14 protein-coding genes are annotated in these 23,054 nt (G+C 36.5%); 13 read left to right on the top strand and 1 reads right to left on the bottom strand.

Annotated elements, in window-relative coordinates; all coding sequences use genetic code 11:
* Positions 1-47: 47 nt before the first annotated feature.
* The 7 genes from ICJ85_RS12980 to ICJ85_RS12950 all read left to right on the top strand — a co-directional run bounded on the left by ICJ85_RS12980 (position 48) and on the right by ICJ85_RS12950 (position 12,145).
* On the top strand, positions 48-3,635 hold the full coding sequence (locus ICJ85_RS12980; protein ID WP_188224228.1) for a SusC/RagA family TonB-linked outer membrane protein: 3,588 nt from the start codon (positions 48-50) through the stop codon (positions 3,633-3,635).
* A gap of 10 nt (positions 3,636-3,645) precedes the next feature.
* A complete protein-coding gene (locus ICJ85_RS12975; RefSeq protein ID WP_188224227.1) occupies positions 3,646-5,214 on the top strand; it encodes a SusD/RagB family nutrient-binding outer membrane lipoprotein in 1,569 nt (522 codons plus the stop codon).
* A gap of 13 nt (positions 5,215-5,227) precedes the next feature.
* Positions 5,228-6,457, top strand: coding sequence for a BACON domain-containing protein (locus tag ICJ85_RS12970; protein WP_188224226.1), 1,230 nt, complete (start codon positions 5,228-5,230; stop codon positions 6,455-6,457).
* Positions 6,458-6,463: 6 nt separating this feature from the next.
* Positions 6,464-8,443, top strand: coding sequence for a calcineurin-like phosphoesterase C-terminal domain-containing protein (locus tag ICJ85_RS12965; RefSeq protein WP_188224225.1), 1,980 nt, complete (start codon positions 6,464-6,466; stop codon positions 8,441-8,443).
* Positions 8,444-8,472: 29 nt separating this feature from the next.
* Positions 8,473-10,086 carry a calcineurin-like phosphoesterase C-terminal domain-containing protein gene (locus tag ICJ85_RS12960; RefSeq protein ID WP_188224224.1) on the top strand — a complete coding sequence of 538 codons (1,614 nt, stop codon included), beginning with the start codon at positions 8,473-8,475 and terminating at the stop codon, positions 10,084-10,086.
* Positions 10,087-10,138: 52 nt separating this feature from the next.
* On the top strand, positions 10,139-11,050 hold the full coding sequence (locus ICJ85_RS12955; protein ID WP_188224223.1) for a glycerophosphodiester phosphodiesterase family protein: 912 nt from the start codon (positions 10,139-10,141) through the stop codon (positions 11,048-11,050).
* Between the two features lie 195 nt (positions 11,051-11,245).
* The gene (locus ICJ85_RS12950) at positions 11,246-12,145 is read left to right on the top strand and encodes a S1 family peptidase (protein ID WP_188224222.1); all 900 of its coding nucleotides are present in this window, start codon (positions 11,246-11,248) and stop codon (positions 12,143-12,145) included.
* 61 nt (positions 12,146-12,206) lie between these two features.
* Here the strand turns inward: ICJ85_RS12950 and ggt are convergent, their stop codons facing one another.
* Entirely contained in the window at positions 12,207-13,919 is a 1,713-nt protein-coding gene (gene ggt, locus ICJ85_RS12945; RefSeq protein WP_188224221.1) for a gamma-glutamyltransferase, read from the bottom strand.
* Between the two features lie 165 nt (positions 13,920-14,084).
* Between ggt and ICJ85_RS12940 the strand changes: the two genes are divergently transcribed.
* The 6 genes from ICJ85_RS12940 to ICJ85_RS12915 all read left to right on the top strand — a co-directional run bounded on the left by ICJ85_RS12940 (position 14,085) and on the right by ICJ85_RS12915 (position 23,050).
* Positions 14,085-14,924 carry an ATP cone domain-containing protein gene (locus ICJ85_RS12940; RefSeq protein ID WP_188224220.1) on the top strand — a complete coding sequence of 280 codons (840 nt, stop codon included), beginning with the start codon at positions 14,085-14,087 and terminating at the stop codon, positions 14,922-14,924.
* Positions 14,925-14,926: 2 nt separating this feature from the next.
* Positions 14,927-16,315, top strand: coding sequence for an MBL fold metallo-hydrolase RNA specificity domain-containing protein (locus tag ICJ85_RS12935; RefSeq protein ID WP_188224261.1), 1,389 nt, complete (start codon positions 14,927-14,929; stop codon positions 16,313-16,315).
* Between the two features lie 54 nt (positions 16,316-16,369).
* Positions 16,370-16,810 (top strand): hypothetical protein, encoded by a 441-nt coding sequence (locus tag ICJ85_RS12930; RefSeq protein ID WP_188224219.1) that lies wholly within the window; start codon positions 16,370-16,372, stop codon positions 16,808-16,810.
* A gap of 156 nt (positions 16,811-16,966) precedes the next feature.
* Positions 16,967-18,667 (top strand): beta-N-acetylhexosaminidase, encoded by a 1,701-nt coding sequence (locus ICJ85_RS12925; protein WP_188224218.1) that lies wholly within the window; start codon positions 16,967-16,969, stop codon positions 18,665-18,667.
* A 126-nt stretch (positions 18,668-18,793) separates the two neighbouring features.
* Positions 18,794-19,207: an HYC_CC_PP family protein gene (locus tag ICJ85_RS12920; RefSeq protein ID WP_449369424.1), complete on the top strand. Its 414-nt coding sequence runs from the start codon at positions 18,794-18,796 to the stop codon at positions 19,205-19,207.
* 117 nt (positions 19,208-19,324) lie between these two features.
* Positions 19,325-23,050, top strand: a complete 3,726-nt coding sequence (locus tag ICJ85_RS12915; protein ID WP_188224216.1) for an efflux RND transporter permease subunit — start codon at positions 19,325-19,327, stop codon at positions 23,048-23,050.
* The last annotated feature ends 4 nt before the right edge of the window (positions 23,051-23,054 follow it).

The following is a 23,054-nucleotide window of genomic DNA, read 5'->3' as shown; positions in this document are numbered from 1 at the left end:
TATTAGAATTTTTTAAAATCCTATTTACTTAAAGTAATCACTAAATTATGAAATTAAATTTACATCAAAGAAGGAATTTTTGTTCCTTAAAACCTTTGCAGCTATTTGTTATGGCTCTGGCCCTTTGGGTTGTGGCTATACAACAAGCTACAGCACAAAGTGTCCTTGACAAATCTGTTACATTTAATGTGAAAAATGTAACACTAACTAAACTTTTTAACCAATTAGAAGAAACAGCTAATTGTCAGTTTAGTTTTTCAGACGAAATTCTTAATAACAAAACGTTATTTACTTATAGTTTCAAAAGCCAGAAATTAAAAACGGTTTTAGACAAGGTGAGTCAAGATGCTCAGTTGAGTTATATGGTTAATGGATCGACCATTACATTAACGACTTCTAAAAAAGTTAAAGTTTCGGGAGAAGTTAAAGACATTCAGGGAATGCCTTTAATAGGTGTTAATGTTCTTATAAAAGGATCACAAGCGGGAGTATTAACCGATTTTGATGGAAGGTATACATTGAGCGTTCCAAAGAATAGTACACTTGTGTATACCTACATGGGAATGCAGGATGCTGAAAAAGCTGTGAATAGCGGAGGGGCTATTAATGTAACCATGGAAGAAGATGTTGTCGCCATTGATGAAGTTGTGGTGACGGCATTGAATATCTCTCGTGAGGAAAAATCTTTAGGATATTCTGTAGCAAAAGTAGAAAGTGAAGAAATTACCAAAACGGTTTCAGGAAACTGGTTAAACAGTTTAAATGGCAAAGTAGCCGGTTTAACTTTTGCGTCTGCCAACTCAGGTCCCAGTAGTTCTATTCGAGTAACATTACGCGGAGACCAATCGTTAAATTACGGGAGCAACGAAGCTTTGTTTGTAATTGATGGTGTGCCTGTAAGTTCAGGAACCACGGCAACCAGAAGTGTTAGTAATTATGCTCAAGCCGATGCGCCTGTAGATTACGGTGACGGCATGAGTGATATTAATCCCGACGATATTGAGTCAGTTTCAGTATTAAAAGGACCTTCGGCGGCCGCTTTATACGGGTCACGTGCCGCTAATGGGGTTATCATGATAACCACAAAATCTGGAAGAAAAAACAAAGGCTTAGGTATTTCTGTTAATTCATCGGTAACCTTCGAACAAGCAGGATATTTTCCAGACTTTCAAACACAATATGGAAATGGTTCCGATATGGGACTAAATGAATATTCACTTTGGAATATAAGTGAGGAAATGGCGCCTGATGGTATTGCTCAAAACAGACATTATTCTCGCTATACGTTTGGTGAAAAGTTCGATGCGAATAAATACCGTTATTTATATGCGTCAAAAAACTGGGACGACAATACCTATACCAAATTACCATGGGTGTACCAGGACGATTGGTATACCGGATTGTTTGAAACCGGAGTTACAACCAATAATACGGTTAGTATTAACGGAAACAATGGTAAAGGCACTTCTACGCGTTTTTCGGTAACCGATTTTAAAAATGAATGGATTATGCCAAATACTGGTTTTAAAAGAAATACAGTATCCTTTACAATAAATACGCCGGTTTCAGATAAAATTAAGTTTAACACCAAGGTAAATTATTATAAAAAGAAAAGTGATAATATGCCTGTAAGTGGTTACGATGAAACCAATCCAATGTATAACCTTGTTTGGGGGTTTAACGTGAATAGCATTCAGGATTGGAAAGATGAATATTTTGAAGGGCGTTATAACTATGCCAACTGGAATGCTGGAGGAGAAAATGGTATGGGACTTGTTTTTCCATCAGCTAATTCTTTTAACCCGTATCGAACCCTTTATGAATCTTTAAATACTCAGGATAAAGATCGCGTTTTTGGAAATATAGGTTTAACCTTTGATCTGTTAAAAGGTATGATCTTAGATTTAAGATCAGGTGTTGATTGGTCTGATGAGTTTAGAACCATGCGTAAAGCCCATTATACCGGAGGTGTTCCTAACGGGTTTTACAGAGAACAAACCGTTAGAAGGTTAGAAAATAATAACGAATTCATGCTCCGTTATAATAATGAGTTTAGTGAAGGGCGTTTTGGGCTTTCAACAATGGTTGGAGGTAACAACAGAAAGAACACCTACTATAATTACAAAATAACCTTAAGCGAATTAGGGGAAGAAGGGATTTATCATACGTCAAATTTGCCAACAGGTGTAAATCCTGATTTTTACAATTATCGCAGTGAGAAAGTAGTTAACAGTTTATACGGTTTAGTGTCTTTAAGTTGGGATGATGCGTATTTTGTTGATGTTACTGCGCGTAACGATTGGTCAAGTACGTTGTCCAGAGGAAATTGGTCTTACTTTTACCCATCAGTATCAGCAAGCGTTCTTTTAGATAAAACATTTAACTTTAAGTCTAATGCGCCATGGGTAGATATGTTAAAGGCTCGTGTGTCATGGGCAAATGTAGGTAACGATACCGGAGCTTACTCTTTAGATCAGGTGTACAGTAATACGTCATTCCCTGGTAGTTATGCTTTACCAGGAAATATTCCAGATCCGCTAATTCAGCCAGAAAATGTAGAAAGCTGGGAAGCAGGTATAGAGGCTAAATTATTCAGGAATAGAATATCATTCGATGTAACGGCCTACCATTCATCAACCACTAATCAAATTGTTTCTGTAGACACCGATCAAATTGCTGGAGCTACAGGAATGACGATTAACGCAGGTGAAATATCAAACAAAGGGCTTGAAATTACAGCTAATTTTGTTCCGGTTAGAACTAAAGATTTTAAATGGGATTTTGATGTCACCTGGTCTAAAAACAAAAATAAATTAGTAAGTCTTCAAGATGGCTGGGATCCTACAGTGCCTTTACAAACCGATATGGGGACCACTATTGGAAGTAGAACTTATGTGTACTCTTACGTAGGTGAAGAAATGCATGTTATTTATGGCCGTGGATTCCAAAGAGCGCCTGAGGGAGCTACCTATACCGATGAAAATGGTAATGAAGTAGATGCTTCAGGAATGCACATTGTAAACTCAGAAGGATACCCGGTATTAGACAATTCTCCAACTACTAAAATTGGAAACGTTAATCCAGACTGGCGAGCTGGAATGGTACAACGTTTCCGTTATAAAAACCTATCCTTATCAGCCACTTTCGCGGGACAAATGGGAGGTAATGCGTTTTCGGTAACCAACTTTGCTTTGTCCTACCAAGGAAAACTTAACAACTCTGTTGAAGGGCGTTACGACGGTTTAGTACATCCAGGTGTTAATGCATTAGAAAATACCGATGGTACTATTACTTACACTAAAAACAATACTGTAGCCAACAGCATTCAAACGTATTACAACACGTATGTATGGAATCGTAATAACACCGAAATGAATACGTTCGATACATCTTATTTAAAATTAAGAGAGTTACGTTTAGATTACGACTTACCAGCAAGAATTCTTAGTAAGCTAGGAGCTTTCCAAAAAATAAGTTTTGGAGCTTATGCTACCAATGTATTTTGTATTACCGATTTCCCACAATACGATCCGGATACAGGGATGTTAAATGGTTCAAATATTTATAAAGGTATTGAATCTATGACTTTTCCAATGACGAGAACTTACGGATTAAACGTTCAACTTTCATTCTAAAAATATAGTTATGAATACATTAAGAAAAATTTTAGCAATCGGTTTAGTTGGGATACTAACGGCCTGTACTTCCGATTTTGAAGATATAAACACAAACCCTAATCGCACTACTGTAGGCGATGTAAAAGCCAGTGCCATGTTCGAACCTATTTTATACAATGGTGCTAATGCCTGGCAAAATTATACATGGTATTGGAATAATGAATTAATTCAGTTTACTGCATTTACAGGTGGAGGAACACGTCAGGAACATCGTTATTTTATTGGAGATCAAAACTGGCAGAGTGTATGGAACTTGTATACGCGCTATACCAATAACATACTCCATATGTATGATTTAAGTGTGGAACAGGATGATCAATCGTTGCAAGCTATAGCCCTAACATTAAAGGTGCTATATATGTCTAACCTAACAGATATGTTTGGCGATATACCTTATTCTGAAGCTTTTCAAGCACGTGATGGAGGAACTACCGAGCCTAAATTCGATTCGCAAAAAGAGGTTTACGAACAAATGTTTAAAGAACTGGAAACTGCGAATAACTTATATGCCAGTAATCCGGTATTTATAAAGCCTACTATGGATGGCATGTATGGTGGAAGTATGGAGCAATGGCGAAAATTTAATAATGCTTTGTATTTACGTTTGTTATGTCGTGTAAGTGGACGCACAGAAATGAATGTTGGTGTAAAAATGAAAGAGATTGTTAATAACCTTTCGAAATACCCAACATTCGCATCTAACGAAGATAATGCTTCGGTACAGTTTTCTGGAGCAGATCCATATCGTAGTCAATTTACTAATACTAACGAAAATTCCTTTACGAGTTCAGGAAGAAAGTTAACAGAACAGGTTATTAAAATGACTGTTTTAACAGACAACTTTGGTAATCAAACTTATGAAGATCCGCGTTTAGCGATTTATGGGAAGAAAAATCCAAATTATATGGTTAACGGCGTAAACGCATGGAAAGGCACCATTGCCGGATGTACCGAAGCAGAGCAAAGTGAAGCCGATCAGGGAACTTCTTGGCTAAATGCGGCTGTGTTTTGTAGAGCTGAGATGCCAGGGAGTTTTATGGATTACGCCGAAGTACAGTTTATTTTAGCTGAAGCTGCTCTCAAGGGCTATGTTTCAGGAGGCGAATCTGCTGCGAAACAATATTACGAAAAAGCTGTAACGGCATCTATTGAAAAATGGGCGGATCTGGGCCAATATAGTGAGACACCAGTAGACATTACAGAAGAACATATTACCGAATTTTTAGCATCAGATTTAGGTTCGTGGGATTTGGCAGCAAACAAAGAAGAGTTAATCGCAAACCAAAAATATCTGGCTTTATTTTGGGTTGGTATGGAAGCATATCATGAGTACCGTCGCACAGGTTATCCTGAATTAACCATTGGTCGCGGAACGGTATTCAACGATTATATTTTACCTACACGTTTTGCATATCCAAATACTACAATGGCTACAAATAACGCCAATGCTCAAGAAGCTCTAACTCGAATGGGCGGTGAAAATAACATGAAAACACCAGTTTGGTGGAGTAAACAAGCCATTGAAAGTGGAATCTAAAAAACTAAAACCAATGAAAAATTTAAACATAGTATTCTCAAACAAGGCATTAAAGCTGTTTGCTTTATTAGCTGTATTATTTGTGTCCGTATCCTGTGATAATGATGATGAAATTACAGAAGAACCATATTTTACAATCGAAGAAAATCCTACTGGGCTTTCGGTTGATATTAATGGGCTTACCCAGAGTTATGTAGTACGTTCTAATCAACCTTGGAAAATTGTTTCACAAGAAGCTACCGATTGGGTTAAAGCGTTTCCTTCTGAAGGAGAAGACGATGGTATTTTCAAATTTATCGTAAATGAAAATAATACATTTGATGACCGTGTTGTGAATTTCGCTTTTGTGGTTAACGGAAAAGAGCAGCCTGCACTGTTTCGTATAGAACAAGAAGCTAATGTGCCTTTTATTATTGTTGAAAACTCAGAGGCTGGTGTTTCTGTTCCTTCTGCTGGAGGGGAATTTCAAATCAATTTAAGTGCTAATGTCGATTGGGCTTATAATATTGTTGATGGCGATTGGATTTCAGAAGTTGAGGTAACAGAATCGGCGATAAAACTTTCAGCTTTAAAAAACAGAAGAGCAGAACGTACAGCAACATTAACGGTTAGTTCGGCAGAGCATCCGGCACTTACTAAAACCATTACTATTACACAATTAGATGGTAGTATTGTTATCCAGGAAGATTTTGAATGGTTGGCTTACGGAGATAATGTACTTTATATTACAAGTTCTACAGGAGCGGTAAGAATGGATTCTTGGACAAATGAAGAAATGGATAGAGGCTGGTCGAGTACCCCAAATACCTTTTCAAACAACCAACGCTTGGTGTATGCCCGAACTGGTTTTGTAAGTTTAGGAAAAACCAAATACGGAGGCGATTTAATTTCGCCAAAATTTGAAGTTTTAGATGGAGAGACTACTGTAAAAGTCACGTTTAAAGCAGCGCCATACCAAACAAAAGGAGGAACACAAGACGATAATATTTTAAATATTAGTGTAGTTGGGCCAGGAACGCCAAGTGTAGAATCGCTTATAATCGATAACTGGCCAGATTACGAAGCCGACCCAAATTGTACCGAAATATGGAAGGCTCCGTCTGCTATTTACTCATTTACCATAACAGGAGCAACAGCGGAAACGCAACTAAAATTACTTGGTGGTGATTATAATCTTGATGGTGTTGGTAAAGGTAAAAACCGAATCTTCTTGGATGATATTAAAGTTGAAATAATAGAGTAGTGTTTAATGAGTCAATCTAGAAGAAAATTTATAAAACTTAGTGGGTTAACGACATTAGGTGTTAGCGGTTTAGGCTTTAGTTTACTGAGTTGTAGTGGTGATGACGAAATAGTTGTTGACGACAATAATAGTTTTAATATTTCAGGAGTTAGTATTCCTGCAACGCTTGATGTAGTAAAAGGATCAGAAACGACTTTAACAGGAAAAGGGTTTAATGTTGAAGATACAATCGAGTTTGTATCTTCAACAACTCTAACAAGTTTTTCAGGAATAGTAACCAAAGTAACAGAAAGCACATTCACTTTTAATATCCCGTCAGAATTTGTGTCGGGTAGTTATAAAATTAATATTTTACGCGATAGTAATAGTTTACTCCTTGGAAATATATTAATTAATGTTGTAGCTAATACAAACATTCCGGATGTTGAAGGTAAAAACATTAAAGGAGTAGTGTATTGTAACGGTAAAGGCATTTCTAATGTAACAGTTTCCGATGGGTATGAAGTTACTACCACTGATGCTGAAGGCCGTTATTATTTGTCTTCTCTTAAAACCACCGGGTTTGTCTTTATATCGGTACCTGGAAATTACGAAGTAAGTAATGTAGGAAGTGCACCTCAGTTTTTTAAACGTGTTAGCAACAGTACGGAGAGTGTAGAACAAAAAGACTTTTCACTTTTAGAAGTTAATAACGAAAACCATGTGGTACTATCGTTAGCAGACTGGCATTTAGCTAACAGAAATAACGATTTAGAGCAATTTACAACTAAAGTGTTGCCAGATATTAATGAAACTGTTGAAAAATATACAGCAACTGGCACAAAGGTTTATGCTTTAACTTTAGGAGATTTAACCTGGGAATACTATTGGGAGAGTAACAATTTTGGATTAAACGACTACGTTCCTTATATGAACAAAATTAATGCGCCGGTATTTAATTTAATAGGAAATCACGATAACGATCCCTTTAAGACAAGCGATTGGGATGCCGAAGCCAGGTATAAAGAAATTATAGGACCAACTTATTATTCTTTTAACTTAGGAAAAGTACATTATGTGGTTTTAGATAGTATTGAATATATTAATTCTGGTGCTACTGAAACATCTATGGGAAGTCGTAATTACAACGAACGGTTAACAAACGACCAGTTAGAATGGCTTAAAAAAGACTTGGCAACCATTACTGATAAAAATACGCCAATCGTTTTGGCAATGCATACGCCGTTGTATAAATTACCAACCTTAGATAGTCAGGGGAATGATGTTAATAAAATTGATTTGGCTAACGGAAGCACCTTGATAAATATACTAAGCGATTTTTCAGAAGTTCATGTGTTGTCGGGGCATACGCATATTAATTCAACCGTTACAGAACAACCAAATATTATAGATCATAACACCGCAGCCATTTGTGCAACTTGGTGGTGGACAGGTAAAAACGGATATGCAAATAATCATGTCTGCAAAGATGGGAGTCCGGGAGGTTATGGTATCTGGAAAATGAATGGGAAAGATATTAAATGGGTTTATAAAGGTATTGGTTACGAAGAAGATTACCAGTTCCGTACGTATGATGTAAATAGTATTCATATAACAGCAGCTAAATATGCACCAAATTCAACCGATGCCCTTTTGGCAGATTATGCCGGGGAATACTCAAGTCCGAGTTCGAATAATGAGGTTTTAATTAATGTCTGGAAGTACGATTCTCAATGGACAATTGAAGTCACCGAAAACAATCAATTGTTACCTGTTTCTCGTGTAAAAGAAAAAGATCCATTACATATTATTTCATATGAAGCTTTTCGTCTAAATGCCGGAGCTACACCAACCAGTTCGTTTGTGACGGGCAAAACTCCACATCTTTTTAAGGTAACTGCATCGGCACCAGATTCGACTTTAGAAATAAAAGTAACTGATAGATTTGGTAACGTGTATACCGAAACAATGGAGCGCCCTAAGGCATTAACTGTAGATATGAGATAATCTTTCTATTAAAAACACAAAGTAAAAAAATGAAATATTTAAAATTGAATAAAATAATGGCCTTAGCTGTTTTTAGTGCAGTAAGCCTAAACGCTTCGGCTCAGGATAAGGTTACAGGATATGTTTTTAACGACCAGAATAAAAACAATAAAAAAGATAAAACCGAAAAAGGTATTAGTCATGTTGCTGTCACTAATGGCGAGCAGGTTGTGCTTACCGATAATAATGGTAAATATGAACTACCTCTTGGAGATGATAACATTATTTCAGTCGTAAAGCCTTCAGGATATAATCTTGCAGTAGATGAAAACAACTTACCTGTGTTTTTCTATAATCACAAACCAAAGGGATCTCCGGAATTAAAATTTAAAGGGGTTAGCCCAACAGGTAAATTACCAAAGTCTGTGGACTTTGGTTTAATTAAAACTGAAGAGAATACCGATTTCACGGCATTGGTTTTTGGTGATCCGCAACCCTATACTTTAGAGGAAATTGAATATTTCAAAAAAGGTATTATAGAAGAGGTTGAGGGCGTTAAAAATATACCTTTCGGCATTAGTCTTGGAGATTTGGTAGGTAACGATTTAGATTTATTCAATCCCTATATTGAAGCCGTAAAAGCTGTTGGAGTTCCATGGTATAATGTATTGGGAAATCACGATATGAATTTTGATGCAACCACCGATAAGTTAAGTGATGAAACTTACGAAGCACATTTTGGTCCGGCTAATTATGCTTTCAATTACGGTAAAGTGCACTTCATTGTTCTGGACGATATTTTATACCCAGACCCTCGTGCGCTTGGCAAGTATTGGGGAGGTTTTCGTGAAGATCAAATAAGGTTTGTTGAAAACGATTTAAAATTTGTTCCTAAAGATCACCTAATTGTTTTGGCATTTCACATTCCGTTAAGTGAACCAGATAACGATACGTTCAGAGATTACGATAGAGATCGATTGTTCAGTTTACTAAAAGACTACCCGAATACTTTATCGCTTTCGGCACATACTCATATTCAAAAACAGGATTTCTTTGGTGAAAAAGAAGGTTGGTTAAGAGAAAAACCACATCATGAATATAACGTAGGAACAACATCAGGAGATTGGTATTCCGGTAAACTTAATGAAGTTGGGGTCCCTGTTTCAACCATGCGAGATGGGACACCTAAGGGGTATGCGTTTATTCATTTTAAAGACAATACTTATAATATAGAGTATAAGGTAGCAGGAAAACCTAGAGAGTATCAAATTGAAGTTTTTGCGCCTAAGGTTGTTGCTAAAGGAAAACGTACAAAGTCTGGAATTTATGCTAATTTCTTTATGGGGAATGCTCAGGACGAGGTTTTATACAGAATTGATAAAGGCGAGTGGAAAGCGATGACTCATGTTGAAGATTACGATCCGTCGTATGCTGCATTGGTTTACGAGTGGGATACTTCAGAAGTATTGTTAGCTGGAAAACGTGGTTCAAATCCTATTATAAGTAATCACTTGTGGAGAGGTAAAATTCCAACAAAATTAAAAGCAGGAGAACATACTATTGAAGTTAAAGCTACCGATATGTTTGGTAACGAATATTATCAAACCAGTAGTTATAGAATTGAAGAACTTTCAAATACTACTAAAACCGATTTAGCCAAATAGTAACAAAAAAGCTTGTCGAACTAAAACGGCAAGTTTTTTAAATTATAGCTCTATGAAAATTACTAAATTATTAACACTTTGTGCTCTTATTTCAATCATCTCTTGTAGATCTAAAGAAGATAAAGTAGTCGCTGAAAAGATTCATAAAATTGAAGTTCAGGGGCACCGAGGCGAACGCGGCAACTTACCTGAAAATTCTATTGAAGCCTTTTTAGGAGCACTTCAGAAAGGTGTGGATGTTCTTGAATTAGATGTTGTTGTTTCTAAAGATCAAAAAGTGGTGGTGTCCCACGAACCTTTTATGTCTGCGTTATATATGTCTAAACCTTCTGGAGAGCCTGTAATTAAGGAGGAAGAGAAAAGCTTTAATTTATATGAAATGACCTATGATAGTATTAAAGCATTTGACGGAGGATCGAGAGGAAATCCTAAATTCCCGAATCAACAAAAAATAAAGACCTATAAGCCCTTGTTAAGTGAGGTTTTTAAGGTGATTGAATCTGAAATAAAGAGCGAAAATTTAACCCAGGTAAAGTATAATATCGAAATTAAATCTGCCGAGGCTGTTTACGGGATATATCAACCACAGCCAGCCGAATTTGTAGATTTAGTGACGCAGGTTATTGCAGAAAATAGGATGGAAAATCGAGTGAATATTCAGTCGTTCGACCCAATAATACTTAATGTGTTGCACAAAAAGTGTCCTGATGTAGAAATCGCCTATTTGGTTTCAAAAGGCAGTATTAAAAATAATTTGAAGCATCTTAATTTTAAACCTAATATTTACAGTCCGAATTTTAAATTAATAACCAATAAACAATCGGTTGATTCTTTAAGAAATATGAATGTCAAATTAATCCCCTGGACAGTTAATAATATGGAAGATATCAAACAACAAATTCAATTAAAAGTAGATGGTATTATTACCGATTATCCGGAGAGAGTAATGTCACTTACTAACTAGATATTTTGTTTAACTCAATTTTTTAGAGTTAGTTTTTTATTGAAGAGCGCAGTTTTTACTGCGCTTTTTTTAGTATTTATATAAGCTAGTTTTAACATAGTTCTAAGAAAGCTTTTTTTGTAAAAATGTAACTTGCGCCACTAAATTTCAAATACTGCTCCCTGTCTAATTCAGGTAGATTATTCAATTTATATTATGAAATACTTTTTAAAAATATTTTTACTTTTATTAGTAGTAACATCAACAGTTCAAGCTCAGAATTATAAAAGTAACATCCGTCAGTATAAAGTGCCATTAGCACTTAAGGCAGGGAAGCTTATCGATTCAGGAAATGTGATTTCAGCCGATGCTCTTAGTCCTTCTGTTAAAAAGAAAGGATATGGTCCGGTTGCGATAGATCTAAAATCACCAAAGAAAAAAAGCCTGACGCCAGGTGAGTTATATAATCGTGTTTCAGAATCTATTGTTATCGTGTCACCAGCGGGCCGATGTGGTGAAGTTAATGCAAAAGGAAACGTGTGCGATAAAGTACATACTTACCCGGCTTCTGGATATATTATAGGCTCAGAAGGTATTATAGTAACCAATTATCATGTGCTTAATGGCTATGTAACAAAGTACAACAAAGAAGCAAGAGATGTTATGGTGGTTATGCTTAAAGATGGTACTATTTTTCCGGTAACAGAGGTGTTGCTAGCAGATCAAAAAAACGATTTAGCTATTATAAAAGTTGATACCAATGGTACAGAACTTCCAGCATTGCCAGTGGCTACTAAAGATGCAGAAATTGGAGACCCTGTATATATCGTTAGTCATCCGAAAGGCTATTTCTATGCGTTTTCATCAGGTATGGTGACGGATAAGTTTAGTGAAATTACCTTTGGAGGGTATAGAAATATTATGGCAATTTCAGCTGATTATGCGGCGGGATCTAGTGGTTCGGCAATCATCGATCAGTTTGGGAATGTTATTGGAACCGTGTCTTATACAAAGACACTTCAGCATTCCGATGATGAAACAAAAACCCAGATGGTACTTAAAGCTACCATTCCAGTTTCAGCACTTACAGAATTGATAAACGAAGGAAATAAATAATTAAAATTATTTTGATTAGAAAACAAAAAGAGTAACACACGTTGCTCTTTTTTTATGAAATTTAGTAGCCAATAGCCGCGCCTTCTGCACTCCATGAATCTGAAGTGCCTATTAAAATATGATTTTCAGAATCTATTTGAATGCCCATTAATTCCCCTAGTCTATAGACTGGCATAAGTTGATGCCCCATGAGTTCAAGATTTTTTTTGGTATCTGGAGATAATTTGTCTTGTTCGTAAACAATTCTGTCGGGTAACCATTGGTGGTGTATTTTCATAGACTCAATGGCTTTATCAATGGGCATGTTATAGGCCAACACATTTAAAACGGTTTGAAAAACAGTGTTAATAATTGTTTTTCCGCCAGGACTTCCAATAACTAAATAAGGTTTGCCATCTTTAGCGATAATTGTTGGCGTCATACTAGACAACATACGCTTTTCAGGTTGGATGATGTTTGGATTAGTGCCTATTAAACCTTCTTCGTTTGTAACATTGGGTTTCGGATTAAAATCTCCCATTTCATTGTTGAATATAAAACCAAGTTTTTTTGAACCCATCCCAGATCCATAAGAATGCTCAAGGGTGTAGGTTAGGGCAACTGCATTTCCGTCTTTATCTACTACCGAAAAGTGGGTAGTGTTTTGGCCGTCGTAAATCTGCCCAAAAGTTGTGGGATTGCTTGGAGATGCCTGGGTCATATCAATGTGTTCAAAACGATTTTTAGCAAAGGCCTTAGATGTTAATTTATCTAAGGGCATATTTAGATTAAAGTCAGGATCACCCAAGTGTTCTGCACGGTCAGCAAAGGTTCTGCGCATTACTTCCGCTAAAAGATGGACGTATTTTGTGGAGTTAAAGGCTATAGAATCTAGATTAGCCTGTTCCATCATATTCATCATTTCAACAAGAGCAACACCTCCTGAACTCGGTGGCGGCATGGAGTAAATGTCGTAACCTTTATATGTGCCTTCAATAGGCTTACGTTCTATGGCTTCATATGTTTTCAAATCTTTCTTGGTGATAATACCACCGTTCTTTTTCATGAAGAGCTCTATTTCTTGGGCGACTTCACCTTTGTAAAAACCGTCTTTGCCTTTATCTCTAATCAGTTTTAAAGTGTTAGCTAAGGCGGGTTGTTGCCATACTTCTCCAAATTTTACGAGTTCTCCTTTTTTATTTTTGAAGTAATCCTTTAGAAACTCAATATCAGAATTTTCATTGGTAAAAATTGCAAACTGAGCTATGGAATAGGGGAGTTCAAATCCGTTTTCGGCTAAATCAATAGCGGGCTGAACTAAAGTTTTCCAGGGCAGTTTTCCGTATTTTTTATGGGCAAGATACAAACCGGCAACAGTCCCCGGAACCCCAACAGATTTTAATCCAATATGATTTATTGTTGATTCTTTTCCATATAGATTTTTGTCTTTAGGTAATGTTCCTTCTTCGTTTAAGAACATGTCGGGACTTGCGTTTAAAGGTGCTTTTTCTCGAAAATCGATAGTGGTCGAAAATCCGGTAGTGTCTAAATAAACTAAAAAACCGCCACCACCAATATTTCCCGCTGATGGGTGCGTAACGGCAAGTGCAAAAGCTGTAGCAACCGAGGCATCGATTGCATTCCCACCTTGTTTTAAGATGTCTACACCAACTTTTGAGGCTATTTTACTACTCGAAACTACCATGCCGTTTTTAGCATAAGTTTGACCATGGATTTTTGGGAAGTCAAAAGCAATAAAAAGGAGAAATAAAATTACGGTTTTAAGGTGCTTCATATATGTCTTTGTAATTTGTTTGTAGTTTGATTTTTAAGTGCTTATATAAGTTTCTAAGATAATGAAACTGAGACGACTATTCTAGAGGAATGTAAAACTGATAAATATCATAGCAATAGGGGGATCGGTTTTTTAAATTTAGTTGTTCAAAACAACTATGAAAACATGGAAACTACCGTTGATGTTATAAAGTCTTCAGGAGAGAAAGTAAAGTTTTCAATAGATAAATTAAGAAAATCTTTACTGCGAAGTGGTGCAAAACAAGCCACGGTAGATGAGATTGTCGATATCGTAATTAACGAGTTGTACGATAATATTTCAACAAAAGAAATTTACAATAGAGCCTTTGCCTTACTCAGAAAAGAGAAGAGTTATTTGGCTTCGAAATATAAGTTGAAACGAGCCATTTACGAACTTGGGCCAACAGGGTTTCCGTTCGAACGGTTTATAAGCGCCGTTTTAACATATTCAGGGTATAAAACCGAAGTCGATAAAGTACTGCAAGGGAGTTGCATTTCACATGAAGTCGATGTTGTCGCGACAAAAAATAATTCAACCACGATTATAGAATGTAAATTTCATAGCGAAAAGACTTTTAAGTGCAATGTGAAAGTGCCTCTTTACATTAATTCCCGTTATAACGATATTAAGGCGCATTGGAACAAAAATTTAAAAAACACTTCAGTTTTAACTGAGGGTTGGGTGGTAACAAATACCAGATTTACTGAAGATGCTCTTAAATATGGAACATGTGTTAATCTATATTTATTAAGTTGGGATCATCCTGTAAATAATGGGTTGAAGGACAGGATTGATCGTCTCGGATTATACCCAATTACAGTATCTACCTTGTTAACCCAGAGAGAAAAACAGTTTTTATTGAGCCGCGATGTGGTGTTATGCCGGCAATTAGTAGGCGATGCATTTTATCTTGATCATTTAGGGATTTCAGAGAAAAGAAAAGAAAAAATATTAAACGAAATAAACATGTTATGTCATCATTAATCATGGACGATTCTGTTAAAATAACGTTTTTAGGAGCAGCAGGAACCGTTACAGGCTCTAAATTTTTTATTGAAACAGCTGAAAAAAATATTCTGGTGGATTGCGGAATGTTTCAAGGCTTAAAGGAGCTAAGGTTACAAAACTGGAACGATTTACCTATTGATGTAGGGAAAGTAGATGTTGTTTTGCTTACCCACGGACATTACGATCATGTGGGCTATTTACCAAGACTGCTAAAACAAGGCTTTCAAGGAACAATTGTTGGTACGGCACCAACTTTATCTATTGCCGAAATTGTATTGTTAGACAGTGCTAAAATTCATGAGGAGGATGCCGAAAAGGCGAATAAAGAAGATTATACCAAACACGATCCGGCATTACCGTTTTATACGAAACTTGATGTTGATCGGACGATTAGAAAATTTCAGGTTGAAATGCCAAACAAGTGGATTTTCCTGTCCGATAATATGTCTTATCGTTTTCAATCTAATGGTCATATTCTGGGGTCAACCTTTATAGAAATAAATATTAACGGTAAGCGTTTTGTCTTTTCGGGTGATGTGGGCCGGATTAATGATTATCTGTTGGAATCTCCTAAAAAGCCGGAATGGGCCGATTATTTATTTGTTGAAAGTACGTATGGAGATAAGTTGCATCCAAAAAATGATGTAGAAGAGGAACTGTCAGAAATCATTAATGAAACGATTCATAAACACGGTAATTTAATCATTCCAAGTTTTGCCGTAGAGCGTTTACAAACGTTAGTGTTTCTACTATGGAAATTGTATAAACAAAACAAAATACCAAATATTCCCATTTTTGTCGATAGCCCTATGGGGACTAATGTACTCAAGGTTTTTAAACAATACAGTAAGTGGCATAAATTATCCGATAGTGAGTACGAGGCCATGTGTAATCATGTGAATATTATTCAGTCTTACAAAGAAACTTGGGAAACTATAGACGACAACCGATCTAAGATAATCATTGCCGGTAGTGGTATGGTAACTGGTGGTCGTGTGTTAACGTATTTGCAGCAACTTATCGATCAACGCTCAACAACCATTTTATTAGTGGGCTATCAGGCCGAAGGAACTCGCGGGCGTTTATTGAAGGAAGGGGCACATGAAATCCGATTCTATGGAAAATATTACCCGGTAAAAGCAACAGTGAAAAGTATAGACAGTTTGTCGGCTCATGCCGATCAGTATGAACTTCTGGACTGGATGAACAATATTATGAATGTTCCTGAAAAGGTGTTTTTAATTCATGGCGAACCAACAGCATTAGATGCATTACGATTAAAACTAAAAAACATTTTTGGGTGGAATGCTACCATTCCTAAGTTATTTGATGAAGAAACAATTAGAATGTATTCCTTTTCAGATTAAGGAAATTAAAGAGTTAAATTAAAATTAAATAAGAGAAATAAAACAATATTAAAGATGAAAACACAAGAAGTTAAAGGGTATCGCGTATGGCTAAACTCCGAAAACATGCATGAAAGTTCTCTTAAGTGGATGTCTGAATTAGAATTTGCAAAAGACGAGCAATTGTTTTTTAATGATTTAATCAAGTCGTACACCCTACAGTTAATCGACTCAAAACATTTTGAAGACGGAAAAAAAATGTCGGAGCAAATAAGTAAAATTCATGATGAAATTATCACTTTGTTAGAAGAAGTAAAACGTCATGAAAACGGATTGGAAATTATGGTTGATGGGTTGGATCAATATGAGCAGGAAGAAGCTTATAGAGACGAACATCGCAAACTTATAATTAAAGTAAACGCCTTTTTAGATGAGTACAGAGCACTTAAAAAAGAGTTATTCGAACTTGTTAAAGGTGTTATAAAAGATGGCAAACAAAAACGTTTGCTTGAATAGAGTAATTAGTTGTTTAGAAGGCCTTCAGTTTTAGTTAATTGGAGGCCTTTTTTTATGAAAATACGTCGTTCAATATCAAAATAAAGGCGTCCGTCTAAACTTTTTTCAAAGTTGTAAGTATTCAGATACCTTGTCATTCAAACTAAAACATTAAACATGAAACTTCAATTTTCGGTGCCTTTGGTGCTTATTTTCTTAACCTTGTTCAATTCTAATTTGTTTGGACAAACATCTAATGAAACAAGTGATTATCAAATTATACCCAAACCTGCATTTCAGGAGATTCTAAACGGAACGTTTAAAGTTGATAAAAAAACAAAGATTGTTTGCGATAAAGAGCTAACGCAAGAAGCCGATTATTTATCAGGAATTTTAGGTGCTGCTTTGGGAAAAACATTGAAAGTAGATTCGAAGGAAGTAAGCGGTGATATTGTGTTAAAATTAGATGATGCAATTGAGAATACCGAAGGTTATGAGTTAAAGGTTAACACCAATGAAATTGTAATTTCCGGAAAAACCAGTACTGGAGTGTTTTATGGCATTCAAACTTTAAAACAGTTAATGCCTGCCGATATTGAAAAGGCAACAAAAATAGGAAGTTCGTTTACAATTCCAGCGGTTATTATAAAAGATGAGCCAAGATTTGTATACAGAGGCATGCATCTTGATGTGGGGCGTCATTTCTTTCCGGTAAGTTTCATTAAACAATACATCGATTTAATTGCGATGCATAAAATGAATACCTTTCACTGGCATTTAACCGAAGATCAGGGGTGGCGTATAGAAATTAAAAAATATCCAAAACTTACTGAAATCGGTGCCTTTAGAAATGGTACTATTGTCGGTCATCATCCTGGTGCAGAAAACGATCAAAAAGTATATGGTGGGTTCTATACCCAAGAGGAAATAAAGGAGATTGTTGCATATGCAGCAAGTAAACATGTTACGGTAATCCCTGAAATTGAATTGCCGGGACATAGCGCTGCTGCCATTGCTGCATATCCTGAATTGAGTTGTTTTCCGGAAGAGCCAACCAATTTAGGAAAAAGCCCAATGTCTGAAAAAAGCAAGGAACTTCAGGCTAACGGAACTGCTAAAGTAGTATACGAAACCTGGGGTGTAACCGGTGATGTATATTGTGCAGGTAAAGAAAATACGTTTAAGTTTTTAGAAGATGTGTTAGCGGAAGTGTTACCGTTATTTCCTTCTAAATATATCCACATTGGAGGAGATGAATGTCCGAAAGGAAACTGGAAACGTTGTCCGCATTGTCAAAGTAAAATAAAGTCTCTTGGATTACATGATGAGCATGAGTTGCAGAGTTATTTCATACAGCGTATCGAAAAATTTGTCAATGCCAAAGGCAAGCAAATTATTGGTTGGGATGAAATTTTAGAAGGCGGTTTGGCTCCAAATGCAACGGTAATGTCATGGCGTGGAACAAAAGGAGGCATTGAGTCGGCAAAGCAACATCACGATGTTATTATGGCACCTAATTCCCATTGTTATTTCGATCATTATCAATCTAAAGATAAAGCTAATGAGCCATTGGCTATTGGAGGGTTTACCAATGTTGAAAAGGTGTATTCGTATAATCCGGAGCCGGAAGAATTAACCGAAGAAGAAAAGCAATATATTTTAGGTGCTCAGGCTAATGTGTGGACAGAATACATGGAAACCACCGATTATGTGGAGTATATGATTTTACCTAGAATGACAGCGTTAAGTGAAGTGGTTTGGACAGCACAAGACCAACGTGATTGGAGCGATTTTAAACTAAGACTTCCAAATCTAATAGAACGATATAAAGCCATGAATTTAAATTATGCCAAGCATAGTTTAAGTGAAGAAGAATAAGAAAAAGGTTCCTGTTTCAGGAACCTTTTTGGGTTCTGGTGTAAATGATAACTTAAGAGAATTCAAAATCTAAACTTCTGTTAAATAAAACGTTCATAATTAAAATTTTGTAACTTTGCTTTAATCATGAAGAGTGTATCCCTAAAAATAATAGCAATCTCTATGGCATTTGTAGTGTTACTTACTACTATGTCGTTCACTGTAGATATGCATTATTGTGGAGATACTTTAGTTGAAATGGCTGTATTCCATAAAGCCAAAGGCTGTGGAATGGAAATGGACACGCCTTCAACTGATGCATGTGCCGTTACAAAGAAAAATTGTTGTGATGATAAACAGTTGGTTGTTGAAGGTCAGGACGAACTACAGCAGAATTTTGAAAAATTATCGTTTAACCAACAATTGTTTGTAACCTCTTTTGCTTACACCTTTATTAACTTATTTGAAAGTGAAGAGGAGTTAGATAATTCTTATGCGGCTTATAAGCCACCACTCGTTAGCAGGCAAATCTATAAGCTGGTCGAGACCTATTTAATTTGATTTTAGTAAAACGGTTGTAATACTTTTATGTGTTATGACCTTGACGTGTTTTGAGCATTTTTTATAATAGCTCTTTCTTACTGTATACACTATTTTAATTACTAAAATTTCAAAACCATGCTGAATAAAAGCATTAAGTTTTTAATAGAAAATAAACTGGTCGCCGTTCTTTTACTCATTCTTTTTATAGGTTGGGGAACAGTAAATGCACCTCTTAATTGGGATACCGGATTTTTACCCAATAACCCTGTTGCCGTTGATGCGATTCCTGATATTGGAGAAAATCAACAAATCGTATTTACTAAATGGGAGGGACGGTCGCCACAGGATATTGAAGACCAGATTACCTATCCGTTAACAACATCTTTACTGGGAATTCCTGGAGTGAAAACCATTCGTAGTTCGTCTATGTTCGGGTTTTCAAGTATTTATATCATTTTTGAAGAAGATGTGGAGTTTTACTGGAGTCGAAGTCGTATTCTGGAGAAGTTAAATGCTTTGCCAAGCGGATTGCTACCAGAAGACGTAAGTCCTGCTTTAGGTCCAGATGCAACAGGTTTAGGGCAGATATATTGGTATACGCTTGAAGGTCGCGATCAGGATGGTAACGTTACTGGAGGCTGGGATTTACAAGAGTTACGTAGTATTCAAGATTATTATGTAAAATATGCCTTATCATCGGCAAGTGGAGTTTCCGAAGTGGCTTCAATAGGAGGTTATGTTCAGGAATACCAGGTGGATGTTAATCCGGAATTGATGCGTCAATACAATATTGGATTACAGCAAATCGTAAAAGCCGTTAAAGAAAGTAACAGGGATATTGGTGCACAAACACTGGAGATTAACCAAGCTGAATATTTAGTGCGTGGTTTGGGATATGTGAAGTCTATTGCCGACATCGAAGATGCGGTCGTTACTTCAAAAGATTTTACGCCTATAAAAATTAAGGACGTTGCTAAAGTATCGTTGGGTCCAGCTGCACGTCGTGGTATTTTAGATAAAGAAGGTGCTGAAGTTGTTGGTGGCGTAGTCGTGGCACGATACGGTGCGAATCCAATGGAAGTTATTAACAATGTAAAAGAGAAAATAAGCGAGTTAAGTTCGGGGTTACCTACTAAAGAGCTTAGCGATGGCAGAATATCTCAAGTAACTATTGTGCCATTTTACGATAGATCAGAGCTTATTCAGGAAACTTTAGGTACCTTAAATGAAGCACTGACTTTAGAAATCCTAATCACTGTTTTAGTTATTGTGGTTATGGTTTTCAATTTGCGCGCTTCCATACTAATTTCCGGATTATTACCCGTTGCGGTTCTAATGGTCTTTATTGCTATGAAATTCTTTGGAGTTGATGCAAATATTGTGGCACTTTCTGGTATTGCCATTGCCATCGGAACTATGGTTGATGTAGGTGTGATTCTCTCTGAAAATATCATTCGTCATTTGGATGAAAACGATGGAACACTTTCAATAAATACAGTGGTGTATAATGCGACTTCTGAAGTTTCAGGGGCAATTGTAACGGCAGTTATGACAACCATCATCAGTTTTATTCCTGTATTTACGATGATAGGTGCCGAAGGGAAGTTATTCCGTCCTTTAGCATTCACAAAAACATTTGCCTTAACAGCTTCCATTATTGTGGCTTTATTTTTAATTCCACCGTTTGCAGCATTCATCTTTAAAAAGCATGATATAAAAAAGAAACTTAATTATGGTGTTAATATCATACTGTTTACTGTTGGTATTTTAGCAATGGTTAAAGGGTATTGGTTAGGTTTTGTTCTTGTAGGTTTTGCTGCTGTTGCTGTAATGAGTTTGTATTTAGGTAAGGAAGAATACAGTATTTCACTATTAAATAAACAGTTTGTTCTTTCAAAAAACAGCTTGAATATTATTATTTCAGCTTTAGTTATTGTCTTTCTTTTAGCGGAATATTGGCGACCACTGGGGGTAGATAGGAGTATTTTTTGGAATCTCATTTTTGTAGCGATTATCTGTTTCGGTTTGTTAGGTGTTTTTACGCTTTTCAGAATGAATTACACTAAAATATTACGTTGGTGTCTTGATAATAAAGTATTGTTTTTATCGGTTCCGGCAGCCATTGTAATAGCTGGGTTTTTTATTATGAAAAATACCGGAAAGGAATTCATGCCATCCTTGAATGAAGGTTCGTTTTTATTGATGCCTACATCGATGCCGCATTCCGGAATTGAAGAAAATAAGCGGGTGTTACAGCAACTGGATATGGCAGTGGCAAATATTCCTGAAATAGAAACAGTAGTTGGTAAAGCCGGAAGAACAGAATCGGCTTTAGATCCTGCGCCATTGTCGATGTACGAAAATATTATTCAGTACAAACCTGAGTATATGCTAAATGCTAATGGTGTTCGCCAACGTTATAAGGTAAATGAAGATGGTGAATTTATATTAAAAAACGGGAAGTCATTGCGAGCTGAAAATATTGAAGTGTGGCAATCTGTAAATGCAAAAGAACAACTCATTCCAGATGATGATGGCGAGTTTTTCCGTAACTGGCGTCCTGAAATTCAATCTCCGGACGATATTTGGAACGAGATTGTAAAAGCAACAAAGCTTCCTGGTGTGACTTCTGCGCCTAAATTGCAACCTATCGAAACCCGATTAGTGATGTTGCAAACGGGTATGCGTGCACCAATGGGTATAAAAGTGAAAGGGCAAGATTTAAAACAAATTGAGGCCTTTGGAATGGAGCTTGAAAATGTATTAAAACATGCTGAAGGTGTTAAACAAGAAGCTGTTTTTGCCGATAGAATTGTTGGTAAACCGTATTTGCTAATCGATATTGACCGTGATAAAATTGCGCGATATGGGGTGAGTATTGAACAGGTTCAGAACGTGCTGAAAGTAGCTGTTGGTGGTATGGTGTTAACGCAAACTGTTGAAGGCCGTGAGCGTTATGGTGTTCGGGTGCGTTACCCAAGAGAATTACGTGCCAATCCAACCGATTTAGAGCAAGTATATATTCCTGTTGAAAAAGGAAGTCCGGTGCCACTTAGTGAATTGGCAACCATTCGTTATGAGCAGGGACCGCAGGTGATTAAAAGTGAAGATACGTTTTTAGTGGGGTATGTATTGTTCGATAAATTAGATGGTTTTGCTGAGGTTAATGTGGTTGAAAATGCTCAGAAACTCATTCAGGATAACATTGATTCAGGCGATTTAGTGGTGCCAAAAGGGATTAGTTATCAGTTTACAGGAAGTTATGAAAATCAGCTTAGGGCAGAGAAAACCTTATCGGTAGTGGTGCCACTTGCACTAATGATTATTTTCTTAATTCTGTATTTTCAGTTTAAATCTGTAGGGACATCATTAATGGTGTTTTCGGGTATTGCTGTAGCTTTCGCTGGTGGATTTATTATGATTTGGTTGTACGGACAAAGCTGGTTTTTAAATATGTCGTTTTTTGGTGAAAACCTGCGCGATTTATTCCAAATGCATCCCATAAATCTAAGTGTTGCTGTTTGGGTCGGATTTATTGCCCTTTTTGGAATAGCTACCGATGACGGTGTGGTTATGGCAACCTATTTAACACAAACATTTGATAGGAATACACCGGAAACAAAAAAAGAAATCAGGGCTTCTGTAGTTGAAGCAGGAGAAAAACGTATCAGACCGTGTTTGATGACGACAGCAACCACTATTCTTGCGTTATTACCAGTATTAACATCAACCGGTAGAGGTAGTGATATTATGATTCCTATGGCTATCCCAAGTTTTGGGGGCATGTTAATTGCCTTAATTACGCTGTTTGTTGTGCCGGTGTTATATAGTTGGAAAGCCGAGTTGAAAGTTAAAAACTAAAAGA

It is taken from the genome of Aestuariibaculum marinum, from assembly GCF_014596975.1.
Lineage (GTDB): Bacteria > Bacteroidota > Bacteroidia > Flavobacteriales > Flavobacteriaceae > Aestuariibaculum > Aestuariibaculum marinum.
Note: the sequence above shows the minus strand (reverse complement) of the source record. Positions and strands in the feature narration are given on the sequence as shown.